Source organism: Arthrobacter zhaoxinii (assembly GCF_024385505.1).
Taxonomy (GTDB): domain Bacteria; phylum Actinomycetota; class Actinomycetes; order Actinomycetales; family Micrococcaceae; genus Arthrobacter_B; species Arthrobacter_B zhaoxinii.
In genome coordinates, this window is record NZ_JANFLT010000001.1 from 632,840 (window position 1) to 658,923 (window position 26,084).

Sequence of the window (26,084 nt, forward strand, 5' to 3'; positions counted from 1 at the left end):
CTCTACCGGTCCCTACTTCTTCGCTGTAGCTTTCCGCGGGGCAGCGCGCTTCTTCACGGGCTTCTTTGCAGGGCCCTTCTCGCGCTTCTCCGCAAGCAGTTCAATGGCCTGCTCGCGGGTCAGCTCCTCGATGGCCGTGGAGCGGGGCACCGTGATGTTGGTGATGCCGTCGGTGATGTACGGACCGAAACGGCCGTCCTTGACCACAATCGGCTTCTCCGACACGGGATCCGCACCGAACTCCGCCAGCGGTGCCGCAGCCTGCCGTCCGCCGCGCTGCTTGGGCTGGGAGTAGATCTCCAGCGCCTGCTCCAGCGTGATGGTGAAGATTTCCTCTTCGGAACCGATTGAGCGCGAGTCCGTCCCCTTTTTCAGGTACGGGCCGAACCGGCCGTTCTGGACGGTGATCTCGTTGCCCTCGGCGTCGGTGCCCAGGACGCGCGGCAGCTTCATCAGCTTCAGCGCCTCCTCCAGGGTGACCGTTTCCACGCTCATTGTCTTGAAGAGCGAACCGGTGCGCGGCTTGACCTTGACCGGCTTCTTCGGTGGCTTGGGCTTGCCGTTCTTGTAGTACTCCACCGGCGCGTTGGCCAGGTCCTCTTCGGTGGGTTCCGGGATCAGCTCGATCACGTACGGGCCGTAGCGGCCGTTGCGGGCCACGATGGTCCGGCCGGTCTCCGGGTCGGTGCCGAGCACGCGTTCCTCGGGAGCTGCGGTCTCCATCAGTTCCACGGCCTTCTCGGCCGTGAGCTCGTCCGGGGCCAAATCCTCGGGGACGTTTGCCCGCTCGGGTTCGGTGCCTTCGGGGGCGTCGGCGGGCAGCGGACGTTCCAGGTACGGGCCGAACTTGCCCACGCGCAGCACAATGCCGTCGGCAATCTCGATCGAGTTGATGGCCTTGGCATCGATTTCACCGAGGTCATTCACGATGGTGTGCAGTCCGGTCTCTACCCGGTCGCCGTAATAGAACTGGTTCAGCCACTCCACGCGTCCGGCCTCGCCGCGGGAAATGCGGTCCAGATCCTCTTCGAGTTCTGCGGTGAAGTCGTAATCCACGTAGTCCGTGAAGTGCTCCTCCAGCAGGCGGACCACGGAGAACGCGATCCAGCTCGGCACCAGTGCCTGGCCGCGGCTGGTGACATATCCGCGGTCCATGATGGTGGAGATGGTGGCGGCGTAGGTGGACGGGCGGCCGATGCCGAGTTCTTCGAGCATCTTCACCAGCGACGCTTCAGTGAACCGCGGCGGCGGGGAGGTCTCGTGGCCGCCGGCGGCAATGTCCGCTGCGGTCAGGGTGTCCTGGGCCTTCAGCACCGGCAGGCGGGCGCCGTCGGTGCCCTCGGCCTCGTCGTCGTCGCGGACGGCGTCGCGGCCTTCTTCATAGGCAGCCATAAAGCCGCGGAAGGTGATGACCGTGCCGGACGCCGAGAATTCGGCGTCGCGCCCGTCGGTCGAGACGGCGCCGATGCGCACGGACGCGGTGGATCCCTTGGCGTCGGCCATCTGGGAGGCGACGGTGCGCTTCCAGATCAGTTCGTAGAGCCGGAACTCGTCGCCGCGCAGCGAGGAGGCCACCTGCGCCGGGGTGCGGAAGGAGTCACCGGCGGGGCGGATGGCTTCGTGCGCTTCCTGGGCGTTCTTGGACTTGCCCTTGTAGACGCGCCGGGCTTCGGGCACGTACTCGGGGCCGTAAAGCTCCGAGGCCTGGCGGCGGGCCGCGTTGATGGCCTGGTCCGACAGCGCCGGGGAGTCCGTACGCATATAGGTGATGTAACCGTTTTCGTACAGCCGCTGGGCCACCTGCATGGTCACCCGGGAGGAGAAGCGCAGCTTGCGGCCGGCTTCCTGCTGCAGGGTGGAGGTGGTGAACGGCGCCGCCGGACGGCGGGTGTACGGCTTGGTGTCGACGGAGCGGACGCTGAACGCGGCCGATTCCAGGCCGGCGGCCAGCGACACGGCCGCTGCTTCGTCCAGGTGCACGGCGGTCTTGGACTTCAGTTCGCCGCGGTCGGTGAAGTCCTTGCCGGTGGCGACGCGGGCGCCGTCGACGGAGACCAGGCGGGCCTTGAATTTCTCGGCGGCCTCGGTGGCGAAGGTGCCCACCAGATCCCAGTACGACGCCGGGCGGAACGCCATGCGCTCACGCTCGCGTTCGACCACCAGGCGGGTGGCGACGGACTGCACGCGCCCGGCGGACAGGCCGCGGGCCACCTTGCGCCAGAGCACCGGGGAAATCTCGTAGCCGTAGAGCCGGTCAAGGATGCGGCGGGTTTCCTGGGCGTCCACCATGGCAACGTCGACGTCGCGCATTTCCAGCAGGGCGCGCTGGATGGCCTCGCGGGTGATTTCCGGGAAGGTCAGCCGGTGAACGGGGACCTTGGGCTTGAGCACCTGCAGCAGGTGCCACGCGATGGCTTCGCCTTCGCGGTCACCGTCAGTTGCGAGGTAAAGCTCGTCGGCGTCCTTCAGGGCGGCCTTGAGTTCGGCCACCTTTTTCTTCTTGTCGGCGGACACCACGTAATACGGCTCGAAGTCGTTGTCGAGGTCCACGGCGAACTTGCCGACGCCGGTCTTTTTCAGCTCGGCGGGCAGGTCGGAGGGCTGCGGAAGGTCGCGGATGTGACCCATCGACGCCGTCACCTCGAAGCCTTCGCCCAGGTACCCGGCGATGGTCTTGCCCTTGGCCGGAGACTCGACAATTACAAGCTTCTTGCCGGTCTTCTTGTCCGTTGCCTTAACTGGCACTGTTCTCCTACGTAACGGGTGGTTCAAATGAATTAGGGCGCTTCGTTCCGGGCGCTTGCGGTGCATCCGCAGTCCGGTACATCCACAGACAGTATGCGCGATGCCCCAGCACTAGGGTAACCGGAAAGCATCGCAGGCCTTCACCCGCCCGAGGGTTGGCCCGGGGCCTACCAGCGGTCCGGAATGAGGAACCCGTCCAACACCAGATTACGCACTTCCGAGATCAGGTTTTCGCCAAACTCGGGATCCGGGCGGTCCAGCAGTGCGGCCAGGGCCGCCGCTATCTGTCCCACGGAGAGCTCCCCGTCACACGCCGAAACGAAACCGGTGAGCTCGGTGCTCATGAGGTTGGTCCGCCGCAGACCGGCGCCCTGGCGGAGCAGGATCACTCCCGGGTGCTCGGCCCCGGGGCGCTGATGGCGTTCCTCCGTGACGTCGTCGGCGACGCGGAGGTGCACGTCCGCCAGGTTAGTGCAGGCGCTGACCCAGTCGAACCGGCGGACGGCAGCATCCAGGTGCGGCCCCACGGGCTGTTCGATGGGGTGGGTGATTTCCTCGAACCGGCGCAGCGGCTCGGCGCCGGGCTTCCGGCGCCGGCGCAGCCACAGTGAGCCGAAGCCCACAGTTCCGACGTCCCGGGAGGCGAAGTCCTCCAGATAGCCGGCGTAGGCCGCCGCGTATTCCTCGCGTTCACGGCCCTGTGCGGCGTCGCGCAGCCACATTTCGGCGTATTCGGGCGGCGTCAGGGTCTCCCGCTGGATCACCCAGGCATCCGTTCCGTCCGGAAGCCACTCTTCGAGACGGGCGGACCAGTCCTGCTCCCGGCCGGCAGGGACCTCCCAGTTGCCCAGCATCTGGGCGGTGCCGCCCGGCCGCAGGACTGCTTCCAGACCGGCGACCAGGGCGGCGACGATGCCGTCTCCGGCCAGTCCGCCGTCGCGGTATGTGTACCGCTCACCCTCCCCGCCGGTACGCGGGGTGATGACGAAGGGCGGATTGGAGACCGCCAGGTCAAACTTCTCGCCTGCCACCGGCTCCAGCAGGCTTCCGAGCCGAAGGGTGAACCGTTCCCCGGGCTGCTCCGGTTTGATGTCCAGCTGGGGTGCGTTGAGCATCAGGTTGAACCGTGTGAACCCGAGGGCACGCTCGGAAATATCGGTGGCTGTGACGTGGTCCGCGTGCCGGAGCAGGTGGAAGGTCTGGATGCCGCACCCGGTGCCCAGGTCCAGGGCCCGGCCCACGGGGGCACGGACAGTGAGCTGGGCCAGGCTCAGGGATGCCTGGCCTATGCCGAGGACGTGGTCGCGGCGCAGCACGCCCGGGCGCTGGTGGCTGCCCAGGTCACTGGCCACCCAGAGGTCGCCGTCGGGATTGCCGGCGGAACCGGTGCCGCCGTCGTCCGTGCCGTAGGGGCGCAGGTCCACGGCGGCGCGGAAGGTACCGACAACCAGCCCGTGTTCAATCAGCCCGAGTTCCAGGAGGCCTTCGGTGCCGGTGCGGGGCAGTGCCGCGTCCAGCTGGGCGCGTTCCACCGTTTCGCCCAGCAGCCAGAGCTGGACCGGAACGGCTATCCGGCGGGGAGCTGCCGCTTCGGCCTCGGCCCGGCAGGCCAGCAGGGCGGGGACCAGCTGGTCCCGTTCCAGGGCCGCCGCCGCGTCCTCGCCGAGGAACGCGGCCACACCGTTCACGGTGTATTCGGCCTCCTCCAGATCGGCGGCGAGCGCCTGAAGCAGCCAGATGTCGCGGCTGCGGGGTGCGGAAGGAACAGAAGAGAAATCACTCACATTCCCAGTCTATGGCCGCGCTATCGGTGCTCCGAACGGGCACTCTTTCGGGTGCCCGTTCGGATTCCCCTGCCGGTCCCGGGTAGCTACCGGACCTCTTGCTGCGCCGCTGTGTCGGCGGCCGCAGCGCCTGCCGGCACGGGGACCGGTTCGGCCGCTGCTGCCGTCGCTGACTGCGCGGAGGCTGGGCCGGCCGCCTCGGCCGTCACTGCCTTCGCGGTGGCGCGGTCCGCCGAAGCCTGCCCGTAGGCAGCGGCGTGCCGGGCCGCGCGGTACCCGAAGACGACGGCAGGCGCGATGGTTGCCCCCGCTCCGGGATAGGTGCGGCCCATCACGGAGGCGGTGGTGTTTCCGGCTGCATACAGGCCGGGGATGATGCTGCCGTCCTCGCGGAGCACGCGTGCATCGGCGTCCGTGACCAGCCCGCCCTTGGTCCCCAGATCTCCGGGGTACAGGCGGACGGCAGAGAACGGACCCTTTTCCAGCGGTCCGAGGTTCGGGTTGGGCTTGACCCGCGGGTCGCTGTAGTAGTTGTCGTAGACGGTGTCGCCGCGGTGGAAGTCTTCATCGATTCCGGTCTGGGCGAAGCCGTTGAACCGTTCCACGGTGGCCTCCAGGGCGCCCGGCGGAAGACCCATCTTCTCGGCCAGGCCCGTCACCGTGTCGTCCCGGAGCAGCAGTCCCTGCCGCGTCCAGTCCTTACGCCCGGTCAACAGGGCGTTGAACAGGTAGCGGCGGGCGTGCCGGGCTTCGAACACCAGCCAGGCGGGATCCCCCGGCACTTTTTTGTTGTTCTCGAGCATGTGGTGGCCGAAATCCACGTAGGATTCGGACTCGTTCAGGAACCGCCTGCCCGCAGCGTCCACCACCATGGAAAACGGCATGGACCGCTCCGCAAGCGTGAACGTGACCTTCCCCTTCGGCCCGACGGCCGTCGGTCCCCACCACGCGTCATCCATGAGGGCCAGCGCGCCTCCGCGGGCGGCCACAATGTCGATGGCCTGGCCGAGGTCACCTTCCGGCGCCGAGGAATACTCCTGCTCCAGGCCCTGGTACTTTTCCCGCCATGCCGCGTTCCGCGCGAAACCGCCGGCGCCCAGCACCACGCCGTGCCTTGCCCGAATCCGGATGTCCCGGCCCTGCCGGCGGACCACGGCGCCCAGCACCGCGCCGTCGTCGTCCTCGACCAGGTCCGTGAGCGGCGTCGACAGCCAGACCGGCGTCTGCTGGTTACGCACGATGTACATCAGCGAGGACGAGAGCGCCCCGCCGAGCCCGTATAGCCGCTTGCCGCGGAGCAGCCCCCCGAGGGTGCGGAAAACGAAGCGCGCGCCGCGGATGAAACCGCTGGGCGTGGACCAGGCCCGGGACAGCTCCCAGACGTCATCGGTGGCCAGCGGCGCGGGGATGCCCAACGCCTTTGCGCGGGAGTGCTTGAACCATGGGCCCAGGAGCTTGGTGTCGAAGGGCTTCACTTCCAGTGAGCGTCCGACCATGCCGCCGGGGCGGTCCGGGTAGTAGTCCGGGTAGTCCTTGGAGCGCATCCACTGCACCCCGAGGCCGCCCAGGAACGTCACGACTTCCGGCACGGTGCGCAGGAACGCGAGCTTGCGTTCACGCGAGGAGACGGGGCCGACGTCGGCAATCACCTCCTCCATGTAGGTGAGCGCGTTTTGCTGGCTGTCCTGCACCCCTGCCGCCTTCATCAGGGGGTTGTTGGGCATCCAGAGGCCGCCGCCGGAAATGGAGGTGGTGCCGCCCCAGAGCTTGGTGCTTTCCACCACCAGGACATCGAGCCCCTCGTCCGCTGCGGTGATGGCCGCGGTCAGTGCGGCCGCCCCCGATCCCACGACCAGGACGTCGACTATCCGGTCCCATTCGGGAGCCGGCGCGTCGGCCGCCGCGGAGTCTGTTCCGCGCTCCCGTACTGCGTGTTCGTTCCGTGCCTGGCCGTGTGTCTCGTTTGCTTCCGCTGCGGCTGCCGCCGCCGTTCCATCAGTTTCCATGCTCCCCCGCCTCTGGGCCGTGCCCGAGCGCTGGATGCCCGGCAGCCGGGGTCCTCGTCGGGCCTGTCCGGGCAGCTCGCCCGTGCGGGGGATGCTAACAACGGCGGGCCGGGAAGTATAGAGGTAGTTAGCCGCCGGCTAAGTATCCTGCGGGGCGGTCAGTCGTCGCAGCCGCCGGGGCAGCGGAGCGTTGCGGGGTCCGAGGCGCAGTCCGCGCAGTACAGGGTCAGCTTCCGGCAGGACGGGTTGGAGCAGTTCTCGAACTTGCTCGTGGGCGCCTGGCAGCGCACGCATTCGCCGATGGTCACGGCGTCGTCCGTGAACTCGGTATGCATCCGCTTGTCGAAGACGTACAGCGAACCCTCCCACAGGCCCTTGTCCCCGTAGGTTTCCCCGTAGCGGACAATGCCGCCCTTCATCTGGTAAACCTCGGAGAACCCGCGGTTCACCATGAGGCTGGAGAGCACCTCGCAGCGGATCCCGCCGGTGCAGTAGGTGACTACGGGCTTGTCCTTGAGGTCGTCATACTTGCCGGATTCCAGTTCGGCGATGAAGTCATGCGTGGTCGAGACGTCGGGCACCACGGCGCCCTTGAACTTGCCGATCTGCGCTTCGAAGGCGTTGCGGCCGTCGAAGAAGACCACTTCCTCGCCGGCCTTTTCCTTCTCCTCGACCAGCTGGTGGAGTTCCTCCGGGCGCAGGTGCGTGCCGCCGCCGACCACACCGTTTTCGTCCACCTTCAGCTCGCCGGGTGCGCCGAAGCTCACGATCTCGTCGCGGACTTTCACGCTCAGCCGCGGGAAATCCTCCGCCGAGCCTTCGGAGTATTTGGTGTCCATCTTCTTGAAGGCGGGATATTCCCGGGTCGCCTTGACGTAGGCCTTGACGGCATCCAGTTCCCCGCCGACGGTGCCGTTGATGCCGTCTTTGGAGATCAGGATGCGCCCGCGCAGGCCCAGCTTTTCGCAGAGGGCGCGCTGCCACAGACGGATTGCGTCCGGGTCGGGAAGGGGAGTGAAAGCGTAATACAGTGCAATTCGGTTCAGTGCCACAAGATAAGGGTAGACCGCGGCGGGCACCCGCTTTTCCTCTCCTATGCATACCGTTCGCACCGGACGGCCGCTAATGTGCATCTATGAGAGCGCTGGATGACGATTTGCTTGAGATCTGGGTCTCCGGATGGGCCCAGGCCCGGGGGTACCGGACCCGCCATGAGGGACGTTTCCCGGCAGCACTGCTGCATGACCGGACCAACGACTGGGAGTATTTCGCCCTCGAACCCTCCCATGACGAGTTCGCCGCGCTCGCCTCCTCCGCCCGGCACAGCCCCACCCGGCTGTTCACCATCGTGACCACGCGGGTGAACGAAGTCCACGGGGCGGCGTCGGTGTACGGGATGCAGATCCGTTCGTCCGATGAGGTCCTGATGGTGGCGGATATGGAGGGCCAGGACATTGAGGCCCCCGTGCTGCCGTGGGATAGCTTCAGCGTGGAAAGCACGCACGAGAACCAGGTGGGCATCGTGACCGTGTTTGATGCGGGTTCGCCGATAGCCTCCGGGCGGATGGCCGTGACCGACGGCTACGCGGTGTTCGACCGGATTGTCACCGAGCCCGCCTACCGGCGGCGCGGCCTGGGCAGTTATGTCATGCGGGCGCTGACCGCTCTGGCGCTGGAGGATGACGCCGATGCCGGGCTGCTCATCGCCTCGGCGGACGGGCAGGAACTCTACCGGTACCTGGGCTGGGAGTCCCTGGCCGCCGTCGTGATGTTCGAGCCGCGGCTCTGATTTCCGTCGGCAGGTTCCCCCGGCAGTGAACATGCGCTGCCGCGGATTTTCCGGTGGGAGAATGAGCACGTGGCTCTTCATGATTCCCTGATTCCGCTGCTGGGCGGCGGTGCCGAGCCCGAGCAGCTCATGCACGTGCATCAGATTCCTGCGCGCCGGGCAGTCACCGCGCCATGGCCGGAATGGGCGCATCCCGACGTCGTCGCCGCCTACCAGCGCCGCGGCATCCACGAGCCGTGGGCGCACCAGATGGAAGCCGCCGACGCCGCGCACCGCGGGCAGCACACGATCATTGCCACCGGCACTGCCTCCGGAAAATCGCTGGCCTACCAGCTGCCCGTTCTGGACGCGATCCACCGCACCTCCCTCGATGACCGCGCCACGCTGGAGCCGTCCGGCGCCGTCGCCCTGTATCTGGCGCCCACCAAAGCGCTGGCCGCCGACCAGCTTGCCGCGGTCAAGTCGCTGCAGCTTCCTACGGTCCGGGCCGAGACGTACGACGGCGACACGGACACCGGCGCGCGGCGCTGGATCCGGGACCACGCCAACCTCGTGCTCGCCAACCCGGACATGCTGCACTTCGGCGTGCTGCCGAACCACGCCTGGTGGGCCCGGTTCTTCCGGCGCCTGAAATACGTCATCATCGACGAGGCGCACAGCTACCGCGGGGTGTTCGGCTCGAATGTCGCCAACCTGATGCGCCGGCTGCGGCGGATCTGCCGGTACTACGGCGCCGATCCCGTGTTTATCGGTGCCTCGGCCACGTCGTCCGCACCGGAGGACTCCTTCAGCCGGCTGATCGGTGCGCCGGTCACCGCCGTGACCCAGGACCATTCCCCGCACGGATCCACGACGGTGGCCCTGTGGGAGCCGCAGCTGACCGAACTCAAGGGTGAAAACGGTGCCCGGTCACGGCGCACGGTCGTGGCCGAGACCGCCGATCTGCTGGCCAACCTGGTGGCTGCGCAGGTCCGCACCATCGCCTTCATCAAATCCCGCCGCGGGGCCGAAACCATTGCCACCATCACCCGCCGGCTGCTGGACGAGGTGCATCCCTCCCTGCCGGACCGGGTGGCGGCCTACCGTTCCGGCTACCTGCCGGAGGAACGGCGGGAGCTGGAGCGGCGGCTGCGCAGCGGCGAGCTGCTGGGTATCGCCAGCACCTCCGCTCTGGAGCTGGGCATCGACATCTCCGGGCTGGACGCGGTGCTGGTTGCCGGTTGGCCGGGCACCCGCGCATCTCTGTTCCAGCAGATCGGCCGGGCCGGACGCTCCGGGCAGGACGCCCTCGCTGCCTTTGTCGCCAGTGACGATCCGCTCGACACCTATCTGGTGCACCATCCCGAAGCCATCTTCGACAGGTCCGTGGAGGCGACGGTCTTTGACCCCTCCAACCCGTATGTGCTGGGCCCGCATCTGTGCGCAGCCGCGGCAGAGCTGCCGCTGACTCCGGACGAGCGGGAATTGTTCGGGCCCACCGCGGGCGGACTGCTGGAGCAGCTGGTGGACCAGGGCTACCTGCGGCGCCGGCCTTCCGGCTGGTTCTGGACGCATCCGGAAAGCGCCGCCTCCATGGTCAACCTGCGGGCCGCCGGCGGGGGTCCGATCAACATTGTCGAGACCGAGACCGGCACGCTGCTGGGCACCATGGATTCGCCGCAGGCCCAGTACCAGGCGCATACCGGGGCGATCTACGTTCATCAGGGGCAGACCTTCCTGGTGGATGAACTCAACGAGGCCGACCACTGCGCCATGGTCACCCGCACCAACCCGGAGTTCTACACCCAGGCCCGGGACATCACCCAGGTGGAAGTGCTGGAAACGGACCGGACGTCGGAGTGGAACGGCATCCAGGTCTGCTTCGGCACGGTGAAGGTCACCACCCAGGTGGTTTCCTATCAGCGCAAGGCCCTGATCTCGAACGAAATCCTCGGCGAGGAGCCGCTGGAGCTGGAAGCCAAGGAGCTGTTCACCAAGGCCGTCTGGTTCGTTATTGACGAGAAGTTCCTGGTCTCGGCAGGGCTGGCCCCGGCCGACTTCCCTGGTTCCCTGCACGCCGCCGAACATGCCTCCATCGGCATGCTGCCCCTGGTGGCCACCAGCGACCGGTGGGACATCGGCGGCGTCTCCACAGCCCTGCATGCCGACACGGAGAAGCCGACCATCTTCGTCTATGACGGGCACCCCGGCGGCGCCGGTTTCGCCGAGCGAGGCTACGAGGCCGCGCGGATCTGGCTGGCGGCCACCCGTGATGCCATCCGTGCCTGCGAGTGCGACGGCGGCTGCCCCTCCTGTGTGCAGTCCCCCAAGTGCGGCAATAAGAACAATCCGCTGGACAAGAAGGGCGCCGTCACGCTGCTGAACGTGCTGCTGGACCATGCGCCGGACGAGGCCCTGGCCCTGACCTCCTAGCCCGGCGGTCCGGCTCGTGCCCGGGCCGCGGCTGGGACCGGCAGTGCAGGCACGTCCACCTCCGTTTCCACGGTGAGGGTGTTGGTTTCCGGGTTCACGGTGCAGGCGCGCAGGAAAGCGTTGTTGCGTGCTGCTACCTCCCCGGCCACGCCGCAGGCATCTCCGGAAGCGGCGGCGGGAGGATTATCCGCCGCCGGCAGCTGCAGGCCGCGGAGAGTATCCGCCCCGGCGAGCGCCGCCAGGTCCGCGGCGGTGGCGGCCCGGACAGCGGCAACCGATGCCTGCACCATCAGCAGTGCGACCACGGAGAAACCCAGCAGGACCAGGCAGATCCCGATCGCGGCGACCGTCCCTGCGCCTCTGTCATTCGGCTCCCGGCCGTTCCGGTCCTGAGCCTTCCCGTCGCGGCTGTCCCGGACCCTTGCAGGCCGGCATTCTTCGGCGGACCGGACCCCGGTTCTATCCTTCGGGTTGAATCCCATCAGGCAGGCCTCCGTCCCCGGGGAAGGCAACAGCATCGGCGGAAAGTTCCAGCGGCAGCAGGGACAGCACGGGAAGCGACAAGACGCTGCGGACTTCGACGGCTGTCCACTGCCCCTCTTCCGAGAGCACCAGCTGCGCCGACGTGCCGGCCAGCCGTTCCACCGCGGCCTCGGCGGCGGCCGGATCCGCCCGCATGATTTCCCGCGCTGCGGCCCGGGCAGCTTCCTCCAAACGCAGCTGCGTGACCCCGGCCGATATGCCGGTGAGTCCGCCCACCAGCACGAGCACGATGGCCGGGAGCGCGACGGCGAACTCCGCTGTGGCTGCACCCCGCTCCCGGCCCCGTTTCCGGTCTTGGTCCCCTTCCCGTTCCCGTTTCCCCTCCCCCAGCGGAGTGCCGGCGCCGGTTCCCGCTGCCACTGGTCCGCTCTTATCCGAGGGTCAGGGCGGACCGGATCAGGGACACCAGCATCGACCGGACTTCGTCGCTGCCCAGCACTACCGCCAGCAGCCCGGCAAAGGCCACGGCGGCCAGGGTGGCAATGGCGTATTCCGCCGTCGCCATCCCGGCTTCCCGGTCCGACCAGCCCGGACCCGCAGGTGCCGGACGGGACGCGGTGTCGCGCAGTTCCGTACCCGTGCCACCGCGGCTGGAAGAGCCGGAGAGCGGCTTGACCAGGGTCAGGCGCCGGGTCACGGGTGTGGCCCGCCCGGACAGACTGTGCACGCCGTGGCTTCCGTCCGTCCACGGGTCGGGGCACAAGGCGCCGTCCGCGGAGCGGCCTGCCTCGGGTTCGGCAGTGCCGGTTGGTTGGACGGCACCCGGGAGAAGGTGCTTGCTCACCGGGGAAGTACGTCCGAAGGATGCGGGGATCAGTGCCATGTTTTCCTCCTGCTGGAAAGTTCTGCGGGACTCGATCCTGCCGCCGACGCTCCCTTGCCGGGTGCTCCGCCCATGCTGCTGCGTACAACCGGAGGACGGCAGTAGCCTGTGGAGGAGTACAGCCTCCCGCCGCGGCACGGACCGGTGCGGGGCCGGACCGTGCGGGCGGGACCGGTACGGGACCGGGATAGTGCAGGCGGGACCGGTACGGGGTGGAACCGGTGCGGGACGGAAGGATCCGGTTAGGTCCATCCCGGCAGCAGGGACATCAGCAGGGGCACCACTGTCAGCGCCACGAAGGCGGGCAGCGAACACAGCCCCAGCGGCATCACCAGACGGACCCCGAGCGCCGCTGCGCGCCGCCTGCTCTCCGTCTGCCGGCGTCTCCGAAGGGCATCCGCCTGGGAATGAAGCACTGCAGCCGACGGTGCCCCGGTCACGGCCGTGAATCTCAGGGCCGGGCCGAGTGCTGCGAGTGCCGAGGCCTGTCCGGTCGGCACCCCGCCGACCCGGGACCCCGGTTCCGTACCTGACGGCTGGGTTCCGGCCGGGGCGGAACCGGCGGACAACTGCCACGCGGCGTCCCAGGGAATTCCGAGGTCCAGTGCCTGCAGCAGCCGGTCGAGATCAAGGGATGTGGCCTGGTCCACGCCGTCGCGCAGGATGGCCAATGCAGAGGACAGCGGTTGTCCCGCTTCCAGCATGGCTGCGATCAGGTCCAGCATCAGGGCAGGGTCCCCGGTGCTGCCCTCCGTTCGAGATTCGGTGCTGCGCCGGACGTGCTGCTGCCGCGGATGCCCGCCGGCTCCGGTCAGCAGCAGGGCAGCAGCGGAAAGGAATGCGAACACCAGCAGTCCGCTCATCCGAAGTTGCCCTGCACGGGGGCCTGGGCGTTCCGCACCAGGCGTGCAGACCATAGACGCCCGGCCAGCCAGAAAGCGCTTCCGGCAGCAGCCGCTACCCACCCCAGCGGTGTCGCCGTCAGGATCTGCAGCGGGTTGCCGCCCAGCAGATAGCCCAGGAGCATCCCGCCGCCCGGCAGCCATGTCAGGAGCCGCATGGTGGCCCGAGGACCGGCCATGGCAGCCTCCCGGTCCGCGGCGGCATCGCGGGCGGCTTCCAGTTGTCCGGCATACCGGCTAAGCACTGCGGCCAGCGGGGCTCCGCTCCGCTCCGACACACGCAGACACACAGCCAAGCCGGACCACAGCTGCTGCAGCGCCGGATCCGCCGCCCCGTTACCCGGCCGCTCCGCGGCAGCGAGCACCGGCACCGGGCTGAGGCCCAGCGCCGCCGACGCCGCTGCCGCCTGCAGCACCCGGAAAAAGGGATGAGCTGAGGTTCCCGCCGGACCCGGCGCTTCGTACAGTGTGGCTGCGTCCGCCCAGATCCGGTGGGCAGAGCGTCCCGCCGCCAGCAGCCCCGCCAGTTCCCGCACGAGCAGCGCCGGGGCATCGCCGTCGAGGCCCGGATAACGACGACGGCGGAAAAGCCGGCCTTCGCCTTTGGACGCCGGGGCATCGCCGTCGAGCCCCGGATAACGACGACGGCGGAGAACGCGGACTTCCGCCGTGCGTGCAGACTTGACGGATCCACCCTGCGGCCGGGGCGGTGGAAACCCGATCATCAGGGCCGCTGCCGTGGCGAGCAGTACCGCGACGGTCAGCCCTGTCACGCCGACACTAACTGTCCGCCGGCGCGGGTCCGACACCGCTGTCAGCGGCTGCGCGTGCTTCCAGCCGCCGTTCCAGCTCCGTCCATCCACTGCCGCGCCGGTATTCCCCTCCGCTCCGGACCAGGGCCGGAACGGCCGTCAGCTTCCCGTCGGCAATCGTCAGCACCGCAATTTCTGAAATGCTGCGGATGCCGGCGGACCGGTGCAGATGGACCACCACGTCCAGCGCTGCCGCCGCCTGCAGCGCAACCGCCCCCGGCGCCATGCCCGCAAGTGCACCCAGAGCCGCCAACCGGGCCGGCACTCCCGCGGCAGAGTTGGCGTGAATGGTTCCGCCGGCTCCGTCATGGCCGGTGTTCAGCGCTGCCAGGAGTTCCCGGACCTCGGCTCCCCGGCACTCACCCACCACCAGGCGGTCCGGCCGCATACGCAGAGCCTGCCGCACCAGTTCGGCCTGATCCAGCACCCCGCCGCCCTCCACGTTTCCGTGCCGGCTCTGCAGGCCCACCACATGAGGATGGTCCGGCTCCAGTTCCGCTGCGTCCTCCACCAGCACCAGCCGTTCCTGCGGGCCGCTGAGGGAAAGCAGCGTGGCGAGAAGCGTCGTTTTCCCGGTGCCTGTGGCTCCGCTGACCAGAAAGTTCAAGCGCCGGCGGACAATGGCGCGAAGCAAGGCTTCACACTGGAGGTCGAGGGTTCCGCCGCGGGTGAGCTCCCCCAAGGTGAAAGACCGGTTCCGGTGAATGCGGACGGACAGGAGGGTGGACCCGGTGGAAACCGGGCGAAGCACCGCATGCACGCGGTACCCCTGCAGCTGGACATCAACGCAGGGACAGGAGTCGTCCAGCCGCCGGCCTCCTGCCGCGACCAGCCGCGTGGCAAGGGCCTGCACCTCCGAGTCCGAGGCAAACCTGATGCCGGTCAGTTCCAGGCCGCGGCCGGCGTCCACCCAGACCCGGTCCGGCCCGTTCACCAGGATGTCGCTGACGCCGGGCAGCAATGCCAGCGGCTGCAGCGACCCCAGGCCCTGCAGCTCGGCGCGCATCCGGTCCACCGCGTGCAGCGTCCCCTCCGAACCGAGGAGGTGCCCGCTGGCCTGCACAGCTGCAGCCAGGCGTGCACCTGTCACCGGTTCGGAGTGTGCCAGCATCCGGTCCCGCACCCGGGCCAGCAGCGGATCCGGTCCAAGCGGCTGACTCCCCCTTGGGCGGTGCGGCCCGCCGGCTCCGGAACCGGACATACTCACGATGCCATCCCGACCGGGGCGGGCAGCACCGTTGCCAGTATCCGCTGCGAGGCGCGCCGAATCCGCGGCCGTCCTGCGCCTGTCAGCACCTGCCCGTACTCCCGGCCCGCACCCCGGTGGAAGGGCAGATAGCCGGACAGCGGGAATCCGAGGGCTTCAGCCACCAGGACTTCGTCCAAGCCGTTCCCGAGCGGGCCGCGTACCACCACACGGGCAGGTACCGGCCCGAGATGCGGCAGCAACGCCTGGGCACCCAGGACTCCGCGGGTCCGGCCCGGCACCACCATCAGCGCCTGATCGCAGAAACGCAGCAGGGATGCTGCGCCGGCAGTCCGGCCCAGATCGACAATGGTCAGCTGATACGCACTGCGGGCTGCGTCCAGGACGGCCCCGACCACTGCCTCGTCAACCGACGGGCTCCCTGTTCCCCTGCCCAGGAGTGAAAAGCCTGCAAGCGCGGGTAAACCGGCCGCCAGCTGCACCGGATTCAGGCTGCCGCTCACCCCCTCCAAGTCCGGCCAGCGGATACCCTCCAGGTCGACGGCACCCAGCGCCCACTCCAGGCCGGATCCCCAGGCATCGCCCTCAAGCAACAGCACCGAAGAACCGGTCTCTGCGGCATTCGCACTCAGCCAGCAGGCGACGGTGGAGGCGCCGACGCCGCCGCCGCCCAGCACCCCCACAACGGTCCCGCCGGAAAAGCTGCGCCGCCTGGCCAGGAAGCCTGCGAGCCAGCCGGCAGCCGCGGGGAGGACCGCAACCCGAGCTGCGGAACTTCCTGCCGCTAAGTCCCAGACGGTGCTGTCCTCCGACAGGCCAACCACAATGATCTCGGGTTTCCCCGTTCCCGCCGGAATGGATCCGGCGGCTGCGAGCGCACCCGACAGTCCCCTCTGTTCGGCCCGGAATCTGAGGTGGCCGCTACCCAGCAGCAGCACATCCGGAGCCAAAGCCAGTGCGTCCGGGACGCCCGGAGCCACGGGAATGTCCACTCCCGCAGCTGCAGCGACCCGTGCCACTTCGTCCTGGAGAGCCTGGTCCTCCGCCACGAGCACCGCGAGGACGGCTTCCCCGTCGCCCGTGCCCAACTGCCGACGGCCATGCCGGGTTTCCGGCAACCGGGGAACTGCCCGGCCGGCGCCCGACGCGCTTCGTTCTCTGTCCATGCGCCCTACCGTGGCACCGCGGACCGGACGCGGGTATTCCTGGACCGGTCCGTTCGGGAAACTCCCGTCAGCAAGCCGGTTGTGGAGGAGAGGACGGACTGCTTCAGCTACCACCGGAGGAATCCGATAGGGTCGGCGCTAACCGGGAGTAAACAAACGAACCGGCAGAGATCACCAGGCACCGGCACCCCTGCACGGCGGCGTTCCGGTGAAGGGAACGGGGAGTCATGGAAACCGGCGTGGAACATCTGGACGTGCTGATCATCGGTGCCGGCCTGAGCGGGATCGGCGCGGCCTGCCGCCTGCGGCAGGATCATCCCGGCCGTTCCGTGGCCCTGCTGGAATCGCGGAGCCGTTCGGGCGGCACCTGGGATCTGTTCCGGTATCCCGGGATCCGCTCCGACTCGGACCTGTACACCTTCGGCTATGACTTCCGGCCGTGGCGTGAAGAAAAAGCCATTGCCGACGGTCCCGGCATCCTGCAGTACCTGCAGGAAACGGCTGCGGAATACGGAGTGGATTCCCTGATCCGCTACCACCACAGGGTCCTCTCGGCGGACTGGTCCAGCCGGGACTCCCGCTGGAGCGTCTCCGTGGAACGCACCCGGACGCCCGCCCCCGGTCCGGACGGACGACGGCCTGAGCCGGTGGGAACCGGCGAGATCCTGCATCTCACCGCCGGCTGGATCTTCAATGCCGCCGGGTACTACGGCTACGACGAGGGCTATACCCCGGACATCCCCGGGGCGGAGCGCTTCCGCGGGCGGGTTGTCCATCCGCAGCACTGGCCCGAAGACCTGGATGTCGCAGGGAAGCGGATTGCCGTAATTGGCAGCGGTGCCACCGCGGTGACGCTGGTGCCGGCGCTGGCGGAGCTGGGCGCAAAGGTGACCATGGTCCAGCGCACCCCCACCTATATCCTTCCCGTCCCGGCGAAGGATCCGCTGGCCAGGCGGCTGCGCGGCGTCGGCGGCCCCGAGCGCACCGGACGGATCATGGCCGAGGTCAGCGCCCGCCGGCAGCGGGCCATCTGGGTGTTCTGTCAGCGGTGGCCGACCCTGGCCCGGAAGCTCATCCGCGGCATCCAGTCCCGCGCGGTACCGGAGGGATTCGATCTGGACGTGCACCTGAATCCGCCGTACCGGCCCTGGGACCAGCGGCTGTGCGCCGTGCCGGACGGCGATTTCTTCAGTGCCCTGCGCAGCGGCAACGCAACCGTGGTCACCGGGCAGACCGCAGGATTCACTGAGCACGGCCTCCGCCTGGCGTCGGGCGAGGAGGTGGCGGCCGACGTCGTCGTGACCGCCACGGGCTTCACCGTCCAGATCCTGGGCGGCATGGAACTACGGCTCGACGGCGTTCCGGTGAACCTGGCCGAACACGTCGCCTACCGCGGTGTCATGCTCAGCGGCATCCCCAATATGGCCTTCGCCATCGGCTACACCAACGCTTCGTGGACGCTCAAAGTGGGACTGCTGACCCGCTGGTTCTCCCGGCTGCTGACCCGGATGGATGAGCACGGGCACACCGCTGCGGTGCCCGTGGCGCCGGCCGGCATGCCGACGCGGCCCCTGCTGGACTTCGGTGCCGGGTACGTCCAGCGCAGCCTGGATTCCCTGCCCCGCCAGGGGACGCAGGCCCCGTGGCTGATGACCATGAATTTCCTGGCCGACCGGAGGGACCTGCAGAAGGGCGCACTGGTGGACGAGCACCTGCACTTCAGCGGCGGCTCCGGCACGGCTGCCGGCCCAAGCGAAGACTCAGGCTCAGACAAAGACCGCTTCGTCACCCTCGAATCCGGGCTGCGGCTGTGTTACCGGGTCGAAGGGCCCGACGACGGCGAGCCGGTGGTCCTTTTGTCCGGCCTCGGCCTGGACCTGGCGGCGTGGCCGGCGGAATTTGTGCAGGGCCTAACTGCAGCCGGCTACCGCGTCATCCGGCTCGACAACCGGGATGCGGGACGCTCGGACCGGATGGATACCCCCACTCCCACCCTGCTGCATCAGGCCCTGGGCCGGCCGACGCCCGGCGCCTACCGGATCGAGGACATGGCCGACGACGTCGCGGGGCTGCTGGATCATCTGCGGGTGGGCCGGGCGCATGTGGTGGGGATGTCACTCGGCGGCATGATCGCCCAGTCCGTGGCCGCCCATCATCCGGACCGCGTCCTGACCCTGACCTCCCTTATTTCCACCACCGGAGCCCGGGACGTCGGCGCCGCAGCCTTCTCCACCAAGCGCCGGTTCGCGGCACGGCCCCCGAGAACCCGTGAGGAGTTCATCCGGGCCCGGGTTGCCATGATGCGTCATCTTTCCGGGCGGACCCACCCGGCGGATCCGGCGGCGGAAGCCGACCTGGCCGGCCGGGCCTGGGACCGCGGAGCCTATCCGGACGGCGGGAGGTCCCGGGCCCGGCAGCTCGGTGCCATCAATGCCTCCGCCGACCGCACCGGGGCCCTGGCCGGAATCCGGGTTCCGACCCTCGTCATCCACGGCGACCGGGATCCGATTGTGCATCCCAGCGGCGGCGCGGCGACGGCGGCCGCCGTTCCCGGTTCACGGCTGGTCACGATCCCCGGGATGGGCCACTACTTCTCCCCCGTGGTGGTGCCCGAGCTGCTGAGGCTCGTCACCGGGCATCTGGGTGCCCGCGTGGCGGATTCCGCCTAGTTGCCCATGCCCGGCCGGACCGGAACGAAATCGATCTTGTTGGCGGCGCTGAAGGCCTTTTTCGGCCTGCGGGAAAAACCCTTGGCGTCCAGTCCGTTCTTTTCGCGGAAAACGGCAACGGCGTCGTCATAGGCCTTATTCAGGACGGCGCCGGTGAGCACTTCGCTGCTGCCGTCTGTGAACGTGACGTTGACGGAAAGGGATTCGGGGAGATGCCGGTCCATGCGAATGAAGCCGTCAGTGTCCTGCGCAAAAGTGATCAAGGGGGTCCGCCTTTAGTAAATGGTGAACCTCCAGTCTTCCCTATCCTTTGGCAGCGGCGGTACGGGCGCTACCGGCCGACGGCGGTCCGGGAACGGGATGTCACTGCTCCGGGTGAGAATAGAAGCATGTACATCGTCCTCGCACCCCGCCCCGCAGCCCGGGAAGAGGACGATACCTGGACCCTGCAGGAAACCGACGGCGCAGGCGAGCCGTCGGCACCCGCCGTCGTTATTACCCCCGACCGGCTGGCCGCCGCCGTCCGGCACTGCGAATGCCGGCCCGTCCGCTGGGTCTGGGAATCGGCCCGCGGCGTCTATTCCCGTCTGCTGGCCGCCGGACTCACCGTGGAACGGTGCCACGACCTCGCACTGGTCCGTGGCATCCTCCGGTTCGCCGAGTCCGTGCCTCCGACGCCCTACATCGAAAAGCTGCGCACGGAGGAGCCGGCGGAAGATCCGGCACCCCGGCAGCTGCTGCCGATCCAGCACTCCCCGGACCAGACCTCCATCTTCGACACCCTCGGCGCCCCGGACGGGCAAATGCCCGGACCGCAGCAACGCACCGCCGCGGAGCTCGCCGCCGAACTGGCGGACCAGCTGGACGCGATCGCCCGCTCGGAATCCCCGGCGAAACTGAACCTGCTGGCTGCGGCCGAATCCACCGGCGGGATGATCGCCGTGGAAATGGAAAACTCCGGCATCCCCTGGCGCCGGGATATCCACGAGGCACTGCTGCGCAGCTCCCTCGGTCCGCGTCCGCCGGAAGGCCAGCGGCCCGAAAAGCTGGAACAGCTCATTGCGGAGATGCGCCGGCTGCTCGGCAACCCCGGCTTCAATCCTGACTCCCCGCAGGAGCTGCTGCGGGCGCTGCACCGCGCCGGCATCGAGGTCCGCAGCACCCGCTCCTGGGAGCTGCAGCAGCATCACCATCCCGCCATCGAGCCGCTGCTGGAATACAAGAAGCTGTCCCGGCTCCTGACCGCCAACGGCTGGGCCTGGCTGGACGCCTGGGTGGACGGCGGCCGCTTCCGTCCCGAGTACGTGGTGGGCGGTGTGGTGTCCGGGCGCTGGGCCTCCCGCGGCGGCGGAGCACTGCAGATTCCCAAAACCGTCCGCGATGCCGTCCGGCCGGATCCCGGACACCGGCTGATCGTGGCCGACGCCGCGCAGCTGGAACCCCGGGTCCTGGCGGCGCTGGGGCAGGACAATGCGCTGGCCGCCGCGGCCCGCGGCAAGGACCTCTACCAGGGCATCGCCGACCGCAGCTTCGACGGGGACCGGGCCAAGGCGAAAATGGCGATGCTCGGCGCCATGTACGGCGCCACCAGCGGGGAATCCGGCCGGCTGATGCCGGTGCTGACCCGCGCCTATCCCCAGGCCATCGGCGTGGTGGAGCGCGGCGCGCGGGCGGGCGAAGCCGGGCAGGTGGTCAGCAGCCACCTGGGCCGCAGCTGCCCGCCTGTCTCGGAACGGTGGAAACGCGCCCAGCAGAGCACCACTGCCGAAGAACAGCGACGTGCGGATTCCCTCGCCCGGTCCCAGGGCCGGTTCACGCGCAACTTCGTGGTCCAGGCGACGGCCGCGGAATGGGCGCTGTGCTGGCTGGCGGAGATCCGACGGCGGCTGCGCGCGGCGTCGTCGTCCTCCCCCGCCGGGGAACTGGTGTTTTTCCTGCATGACGAGGTTATGCTGCATGTGCCCGCCGACCGCGTCGAGGAGGTCGGGGCGCTGGTGACGGAGGCAGCGGCGGCAGCCACTCGGCTGCTGTTCGGACAGATCCCCCTGGAGTTCCCTGTGGTTGCAGTTGCCGTCGACTCCTACGCGGACGCCAAATAGCGCCCGCTCAGAGCGTGGGAACGATCTCCCGGCCCTCATCCCACGGCTGCGTCCAGCCGAGCTCATCGAGCAGGCCCGCGAGGATGATGCCGGTGAATCCCCACACCAGCACCCCGTTCACCAGGAAGGCAGGGGTCCGGGGCGCACCTTTTCGGCCCGGCAGGACCGCGGTGCGCCGGTTTTCCGGATTGAGCAGGTCCGCGACGGGAACCCGGAACACGGACGCCGATTCGCCGTAGTCCACCACATCCACGGGGGTGGGTTTGTCCCACCAGCCCAGGACGGGAGTGACAAGGAAGTTGCTGACCGGCAATCCGATCGGCGGCAGGACACCGAGGACCCGGACCCCGGCAGGATCCAGCCCGGTTTCCTCCCGGGCCTCCCGCAGGGCAGCATCCACCACCGTGGCATCCGCTGCATCCACCGAGCCGCCGGGGAAGGCCACCTGGCCGGGGTGGTCATTGAGGGTCGCCGCCCGTTCGATCAGCAGCACGTCGACGTCGCCCGGCACGGCGTCGGCGGAAAAGTCGGCAGGGCGGGTGTCCAGCACCCCGAAGAGAATCAGCACCGCGGCCGGACGCGCCGTGGCCGGATCCACGCTCCGGCGCAGCTGGGCTATGTGGGTGTTGAACGCTGCTGCTCCGGCGCCGGCGGCCAGGGCTTCGAGGTCCGTAAGTGCGCTCACGCTTCGAGCCCGTAGCCGGCAGCCCGCAGCTGGGCACGGGTTTCCGCGGCCATCATCCGGGCGTGGAGTTCCTCGCGCCCGGGAGCGAGTTCGTACTTGAGCAGCTTCCGTGCCTTCTCCGGATCGGTCTCGCCTTCACCGTAGGAAGGGCAGAGCTGGGCCACGGGGCAGGCTCCGCAGGCGGGCTTCTTGGCGTGGCAGACCCGCCGGCCATGGAACACCACCCGGTTGGACAGCGGCGTCCAGTCCTTCGGTTCGAAGAGCGCCGCGACGTCCTCCTCCACCTTCACCGGGTCCGTAGCCGTGGTCCAGCCGAACCGGCGGGACAGCCGCCCGAAGTGGGTGTCCACCGTGATGCCGGGAACGCCGAACGCATTGCCGAGCACCACGTTGGCGGTCTTCCTCCCGACTCCCGGGAGGGTGACCAGGTCCTCGAGCCGGTTCGGCACTTCGCCGTCGAACTCGTCGACCAGTCGGGTGGACAGCGCTTTGATGCTGGCCGCTTTGGCCCGGAAGAACCCGGTGGGCCGGATGATTTCCTGCAGTGTGTCTTCGTCCGCCTCGGCCATCGCTTTGGGGTCGGGGTAGCGGGCAAACAGGACCGGTGTCACGGCGTTGACCCGGATGTCGGTGGTCTGCGCGGAAAGGACAGTGGCCACCAGCAGCTCAAACGCGTTGGTGAAGTCCAGCTCTGCAACGGCATAGGGATAAACCTCCCCGAGCATCCGGTTGATGCGCCGTGCCCGCCGTTTCACTGCAAGGAGGGACGGATCGCTGCCGGTTGCCTTTGCCACTGCTGGAAGTCCTTCTACTGACGGTTGGTGCTGCTGATGGCCGCTGGTGCGAAACGGGCTACTGGTCGGCGTCTACGCGCTCAATGTTGCTGAGGTCGCGCAGGACACCGATGCGTCCCGTGCGCTTGTCCTGGACGAGGAATTCGTCGCCGCGGTCCTCGAGTCCCAGCTCCCAGTCACCCGGCTGGAACATAAACAGCGGGAGGCCGGTGCGCTCGTCGACAATCTGGCGGGGGGTGCCCACGGCAAACCAGAAGGCCTCCACCACTGCCTCGTCGCGGGTAGCGGTAATGGGTTCCGAGTTGCCGGCCTCCGCTTCATGGGCGCCTGCTGCGGAAACCTCGCGGGTGCCTGCGTCGCGGACCACCGGGTTCACGGTGGTGGCGGCCATGGGCTCCTCAGTCTGCATACCGGCGGCAGGCGTAGCAGTGGGCTGGGCGGAGGTGGCCGGCGACGGCACCGCCGGGGCTACCTGGGTGGCGGGAGCGGACTCGGGCTGGGCGGAGGCGGCCGGGGCGGAGGCGGCCGGGGCTGCCGCGGAGGCGCCGGCAGCGGGGGTTCCGACGACGGCGGTGCCGCCCGGAGCGGACACCTGTGCACCGTCCTGCACAGGTGCGTCATGCACGGTTGTGCCGGCCTCGTTGCTGCGGCGAAGCGGGTTGGTGAAACGGCGGGTGCCGCCGGTGTTGTCCGTGTCCGGCTGCTGCTCCGGCTTCGGGCGGGCCGGGCGGGGGCGCAGCGGCAGGGCGTTGCGGGCCGTCAGGGCGGCGGGGGCTTCGGGGCGGTTCCGGAATTCCCGGGCAAAGAACGGGAGGTGGGGAGCCAGCGTGGTGGACACCAGCAGGCCCAGGGCACCGATAAGGGCGACCATCGCGCCGACGCTGAAGTCCGTGACGGTCTGGAGGAAGAAGAAGGCCACGGCCAGCACGGCGGTGACGGAGGCGAACTGGTCCAGGGAAAGCGAGCCGACCCGGGGCTTCATCCCCGGGGCAAGGCGGCGGCCGGCAAACAGCCCGGCAACCAGCAGCGGCAGGAGGATGCCGATCCCCACGAAGAACAGCGGGAACGCATTCCACAGATTGAAGTCCTCTTCGAAACCGAGGCTGGTCACGGTGAAGAAGGGCAGGATGCTGCCCACAAGCATCACGAGCACGGAGATTCCCACGACGGTGTCGCGCAGCCCGAAGGGGCCAACGAGGGCCGTTTGCTCTCCGGCGGCCGGGGATGCCTGCACGCCGTTGTCTGCTGCGGAGGGATGTCCGCCGGCTTCCGAAGATCCGGCCACAGTGCGGGCCTCGTTTTCAACAGGGGGGTTGTTCATACTGATCTCCATTCGCGACCGCCGTTCCATAACGCAGCTGGTGCACGCCGGGACCGGAGGCCGCATCTACGGTACGTAGGCGGTTGCTTCCTTCTGACAGCCTAATCAACGACGGCGAGGCACACTAGCGCAGCAGCGGCGCGTCCCGACGGCGTGACATACCGCTCACCGCATAATCGCACCGTTTTGCAACCGATTATGTGAGCAGGGACACAGCGGCGTAAATCCGGCGATAGGGTGGTTGGCAGCCATGCACGATTCCCCAAGTGATGGATTTTGAAGCGAAGTGAAAGGGTTCAACCATGTCTGATCAGTCCCCTGCAAAGAAGCACGGAGACGCCTTCGAGAACCTGCTGCATGAAAGCCGGAGCTTCCCGCCGAGCGCCGAATTCGCAGCGTCAGCGGTGGCCAAGCCGTCGCTGTACGAGGAAGCGGCAGCCGACGGCCCCGAGTTCTGGGCCCGCCAGGCCCGGGACATCCTGACCTGGGACCAGGACTTCACCCAGGCGCTGGACTGGAGCGATGCACCGTTCGCCAAGTGGTTTGTCGGGGGCACCCTGAACGCCGCCTACAACGCCCTGGACCGGCATGTCGAAGAGGGGCGCGGAGACCGCGTGGCGATTTACTTCGAGGGCGAACCCGGGGATACGCGTACCTATACCTATGCGCAGCTGACTGAAGAGGTCAAGAAAGCCGCCAACGCCTTCGAATCCCTGGGCGTTTCCAAGGGCGACCGCGTTGCGGTGTACCTGCCGATGATCCCCGAAGCCGTCATCACCATGCTGGCCTGCGCCCGGATCGGCGCCGTGCACTCGGTGGTCTTCGGCGGGTTCTCCGCCGACGCCCTGCGCAGCCGGATCGACGACGCCGAGGCGAAGCTCGTCGTCACGGCGGACGGCTCCTACCGCCGCGGCAAGCCCAGTGCGCTCAAGCCCGCCGTGGATGAAGCCCTCGCCAAGGACGGGCACACCGTCGAAAACGTAGTGGTGGTCCGCCGCAACGGCGAGCCCGTTCAGTGGAACGACGGCCTGGACCGCTGGTGGCACGACGTCGTGGACACGGCGAGCGCCGACCACACGGCCGTGGCCCATGACTCCGAGCATCCGCTGTTCATCCTCTATACCTCCGGCACCACGGGAAAGCCCAAGGGCATCCTGCACACCACCGGCGGCTTCCTCACGCAGACGGCGTTTACGCACCGGAACACCTTCGACCTGCACCCCGAAACCGACGTCTACTGGTGCACCGCCGACATCGGCTGGGTCACCGGCCACAGCTATGTGACGTACGCTCCCCTGGTCAACGGAGCCACCCAGCTGATCTACGAAGGCACCCCGGACACCCCGCACCAGGGCCGCTGGTGGGAGCTGGTGGAGAAATACAAGGTGTCCATCCTCTACACCGCCCCCACCGCCATCCGGACCTGCATGAAGTGGGGCCGGGACATTCCGCAGAAGTTCAACCTGGACTCCATCCGGGTGCTCGGTTCCGTGGGCGAACCCATCAACCCTGAAGCGTGGATGTGGTACCGGCAGGTCATCGGTGCCAACGGCGGCAAGAAGGAAAACCCCGCCCCCATTGTCGACACCTGGTGGCAGACGGAAACCGGCGGCCATATGATCGCACCGATGCCGGGCATTACGGCCACCAAGCCGGGCTCGGCCCAGGTGGCCGTGCCGGGCATCTCCGTGGACGTGGTGGATGAGATGGGCGAATCCGTTCCCAACGGCTCCGGCGGCTTCCTGGTGGTCAAGGAACCCTGGCCGTCCATGCTGCGCGGCATCTGGGGAGATCCGGAACGCTTCAAGGAGACCTACTGGTCCCGGTTCGACAACATGTACTTCGCCGGCGACGGCGCCAAGAAGGACGAGGACGGCGATATCTGGCTGCTCGGCCGCGTGGATGACGTCATGAACGTTTCCGGCCACCGGCTGTCCACCACGGAAATCGAATCCGCCCTCGTCAGCCACCCGTCGGTGGCGGAAGCCGCCGTCGTCGGCGCTGCTGATGAGACCACGGGCGAGGCAGTGGTGGCGTTCGTGATCCTGCGAGGCAGTGCGAAGGACGACGACGACATTGTCACCACCCTGCGCAACCACGTCGGCAAGGAGATCGGCCCGATCGCGAAGCCGCGGCACATCCTGGTGGTTCCCGAACTGCCCAAGACCCGAAGCGGCAAAATCATGCGCCGCCTGCTCAAGGACGTGGCCGAGGGCCGCGAGGCCGGCGATTCAAGCACCCTTGCGGACAATACGGTGATGCAGCAGATCTCAGCTTCCCTCAAGAAGTAGGCACCGCGAAGTAGGCACAGCACCAAACAGAAAGCA

20 protein-coding genes are annotated in these 26,084 nt (G+C 68.4%); 5 read left to right on the plus strand and 15 right to left on the minus strand.

Going from position 1 to position 26,084, the window contains the following annotated elements:
- Positions 1 to 12: 12 nt before the first annotated feature.
- From topA to trhO, 4 genes are all read right to left on the minus strand, one after another.
- The gene (topA, locus tag NNX37_RS02985; protein ID WP_255790779.1) at positions 13 to 2,745 is read right to left on the minus strand and encodes a type I DNA topoisomerase; all 2,733 of its coding nucleotides are present in this window, start codon (positions 2,743 to 2,745) and stop codon (positions 13 to 15) included.
- A 167-nt stretch (positions 2,746 to 2,912) separates the two neighbouring features.
- Positions 2,913 to 4,529 (minus strand): DUF7059 domain-containing protein, encoded by a 1,617-nt coding sequence (locus tag NNX37_RS02990; protein WP_255790780.1) that lies wholly within the window; start codon positions 4,527 to 4,529, stop codon positions 2,913 to 2,915.
- Between the two features lie 86 nt (positions 4,530 to 4,615).
- Complete coding sequence (locus NNX37_RS02995) at positions 4,616 to 6,535, minus strand: FAD-dependent oxidoreductase (protein ID WP_255790781.1); 1,920 nt, start codon at positions 6,533 to 6,535, stop codon at positions 4,616 to 4,618.
- Between the two features lie 158 nt (positions 6,536 to 6,693).
- Positions 6,694 to 7,587 carry an oxygen-dependent tRNA uridine(34) hydroxylase TrhO gene (gene trhO, locus NNX37_RS03000; RefSeq protein ID WP_255790783.1) on the minus strand — a complete coding sequence of 298 codons (894 nt, stop codon included), beginning with the start codon at positions 7,585 to 7,587 and terminating at the stop codon, positions 6,694 to 6,696.
- Between the two features lie 83 nt (positions 7,588 to 7,670).
- Here trhO and NNX37_RS03005 point away from each other — a divergent pair, with 83 nt between their 5' ends.
- Both NNX37_RS03005 and NNX37_RS03010 read left to right on the plus strand, forming a co-directional pair.
- A complete protein-coding gene (locus tag NNX37_RS03005; protein WP_255790784.1) occupies positions 7,671 to 8,324 on the plus strand; it encodes a GNAT family N-acetyltransferase in 654 nt (217 codons plus the stop codon).
- A 69-nt stretch (positions 8,325 to 8,393) separates the two neighbouring features.
- The gene (locus NNX37_RS03010; RefSeq protein ID WP_255790785.1) at positions 8,394 to 10,736 is read left to right on the plus strand and encodes a DEAD/DEAH box helicase; all 2,343 of its coding nucleotides are present in this window, start codon (positions 8,394 to 8,396) and stop codon (positions 10,734 to 10,736) included.
- On the opposite strand, the gene NNX37_RS03015 is transcribed toward NNX37_RS03010, so the two are convergent.
- From NNX37_RS03015 to ssd, 7 genes are all read right to left on the minus strand, one after another.
- On the minus strand, positions 10,733 to 11,218 hold the full coding sequence (locus tag NNX37_RS03015) for an Rv3654c family TadE-like protein (protein WP_255790786.1): 486 nt from the start codon (positions 11,216 to 11,218) through the stop codon (positions 10,733 to 10,735). The two genes, NNX37_RS03010 and NNX37_RS03015, sit on opposite strands and share 4 nt — an antisense overlap.
- Positions 11,196 to 11,639, minus strand: a complete 444-nt coding sequence (locus NNX37_RS03020) for a TadE family type IV pilus minor pilin (protein ID WP_255790787.1) — start codon at positions 11,637 to 11,639, stop codon at positions 11,196 to 11,198. Before NNX37_RS03020 ends, NNX37_RS03015 begins: the two co-directional genes overlap by 23 nt.
- 10 nt (positions 11,640 to 11,649) lie before the next feature.
- Positions 11,650 to 12,102, minus strand: a complete 453-nt coding sequence (locus tag NNX37_RS03025; protein ID WP_255790788.1) for a DUF4244 domain-containing protein — start codon at positions 12,100 to 12,102, stop codon at positions 11,650 to 11,652.
- A 242-nt stretch (positions 12,103 to 12,344) separates the two neighbouring features.
- Positions 12,345 to 12,965, minus strand: coding sequence for a type II secretion system F family protein (locus NNX37_RS03030; RefSeq protein ID WP_255790789.1), 621 nt, complete (start codon positions 12,963 to 12,965; stop codon positions 12,345 to 12,347).
- A complete protein-coding gene (locus tag NNX37_RS03035) occupies positions 12,962 to 13,777 on the minus strand; it encodes a type II secretion system F family protein (protein ID WP_255790790.1) in 816 nt (271 codons plus the stop codon). Before NNX37_RS03035 ends, NNX37_RS03030 begins: the two co-directional genes overlap by 4 nt.
- A gap of 7 nt (positions 13,778 to 13,784) precedes the next feature.
- Complete coding sequence (locus tag NNX37_RS03040; protein ID WP_255790915.1) at positions 13,785 to 15,017, minus strand: TadA family conjugal transfer-associated ATPase; 1,233 nt, start codon at positions 15,015 to 15,017, stop codon at positions 13,785 to 13,787.
- 2 nt (positions 15,018 to 15,019) lie between these two features.
- Positions 15,020 to 16,189, minus strand: a complete 1,170-nt coding sequence (gene ssd, locus NNX37_RS03045) for a septum site-determining protein Ssd (RefSeq protein WP_255790791.1) — start codon at positions 16,187 to 16,189, stop codon at positions 15,020 to 15,022.
- 227 nt (positions 16,190 to 16,416) lie between these two features.
- Between ssd and NNX37_RS03050 the strand changes: the two genes are divergently transcribed.
- Entirely contained in the window at positions 16,417 to 18,858 is a 2,442-nt protein-coding gene (locus tag NNX37_RS03050; protein ID WP_255790792.1) for an alpha/beta fold hydrolase, read from the plus strand.
- Here NNX37_RS03050 and NNX37_RS03055 read toward each other — a convergent pair.
- Entirely contained in the window at positions 18,855 to 19,121 is a 267-nt protein-coding gene (locus NNX37_RS03055; protein ID WP_255790793.1) for a hypothetical protein, read from the minus strand. The genes NNX37_RS03050 and NNX37_RS03055 overlap by 4 nt on opposite strands.
- A gap of 126 nt (positions 19,122 to 19,247) precedes the next feature.
- Between NNX37_RS03055 and NNX37_RS03060 the strand changes: the two genes are divergently transcribed.
- Positions 19,248 to 20,957, plus strand: coding sequence for a bifunctional 3'-5' exonuclease/DNA polymerase (locus NNX37_RS03060; RefSeq protein WP_255790794.1), 1,710 nt, complete (start codon positions 19,248 to 19,250; stop codon positions 20,955 to 20,957).
- Positions 20,958 to 20,964: 7 nt separating this feature from the next.
- On the opposite strand, the gene NNX37_RS03065 is transcribed toward NNX37_RS03060, so the two are convergent.
- From NNX37_RS03065 to NNX37_RS03075, 3 genes are read right to left on the minus strand one after another with little or no spacing between them, the layout of a single operon-like run.
- A complete protein-coding gene (locus NNX37_RS03065; protein ID WP_407079909.1) occupies positions 20,965 to 21,642 on the minus strand; it encodes an NUDIX hydrolase in 678 nt (225 codons plus the stop codon).
- Entirely contained in the window at positions 21,639 to 22,436 is a 798-nt protein-coding gene (gene nth / locus NNX37_RS03070) for an endonuclease III (RefSeq protein WP_255790795.1), read from the minus strand. Before nth ends, NNX37_RS03065 begins: the two co-directional genes overlap by 4 nt.
- Positions 22,437 to 22,494: 58 nt before the next feature.
- Positions 22,495 to 23,757 (minus strand): hypothetical protein, encoded by a 1,263-nt coding sequence (locus NNX37_RS03075; protein ID WP_255790796.1) that lies wholly within the window; start codon positions 23,755 to 23,757, stop codon positions 22,495 to 22,497.
- Positions 23,758 to 24,059: 302 nt separating this feature from the next.
- On the opposite strand from NNX37_RS03075, the gene acs reads away from it, so the two are divergent.
- Positions 24,060 to 26,048: an acetate--CoA ligase gene (gene acs, locus NNX37_RS03080; RefSeq protein WP_255790797.1), complete on the plus strand. Its 1,989-nt coding sequence runs from the start codon at positions 24,060 to 24,062 to the stop codon at positions 26,046 to 26,048.
- Positions 26,049 to 26,084 lie beyond the last annotated feature (36 nt).

Coding starts and splice junctions, on each gene's coding strand:
- NNX37_RS03040 (WP_255790915.1), bottom strand. CDS start 15,017: ATGTCCGGTTCCGGAGCCGGCGGGCCGCACCGCCCAAGGGGGAGTCAG.
- acs (WP_255790797.1), top strand. CDS start 24,060: ATGTCTGATCAGTCCCCTGCAAAGAAGCACGGAGACGCCTTCGAGAAC.
- NNX37_RS03025 (WP_255790788.1), bottom strand. CDS start 12,102: ATGGCACTGATCCCCGCATCCTTCGGACGTACTTCCCCGGTGAGCAAG.
- NNX37_RS03075 (WP_255790796.1), bottom strand. CDS start 23,757: ATGAACAACCCCCCTGTTGAAAACGAGGCCCGCACTGTGGCCGGATCT.
- NNX37_RS03060 (WP_255790794.1), top strand. CDS start 19,248: ATGTACATCGTCCTCGCACCCCGCCCCGCAGCCCGGGAAGAGGACGAT.
- ssd (WP_255790791.1), bottom strand. CDS start 16,189: ATGGACAGAGAACGAAGCGCGTCGGGCGCCGGCCGGGCAGTTCCCCGG.
- NNX37_RS03005 (WP_255790784.1), top strand. CDS start 7,671: ATGAGAGCGCTGGATGACGATTTGCTTGAGATCTGGGTCTCCGGATGG.
- NNX37_RS03015 (WP_255790786.1), bottom strand. CDS start 11,218: ATGGGATTCAACCCGAAGGATAGAACCGGGGTCCGGTCCGCCGAAGAA.
- NNX37_RS03050 (WP_255790792.1), top strand. CDS start 16,417: ATGGAAACCGGCGTGGAACATCTGGACGTGCTGATCATCGGTGCCGGC.
- NNX37_RS03030 (WP_255790789.1), bottom strand. CDS start 12,965: ATGAGCGGACTGCTGGTGTTCGCATTCCTTTCCGCTGCTGCCCTGCTG.
- NNX37_RS02995 (WP_255790781.1), bottom strand. CDS start 6,535: ATGGAAACTGATGGAACGGCGGCGGCAGCCGCAGCGGAAGCAAACGAG.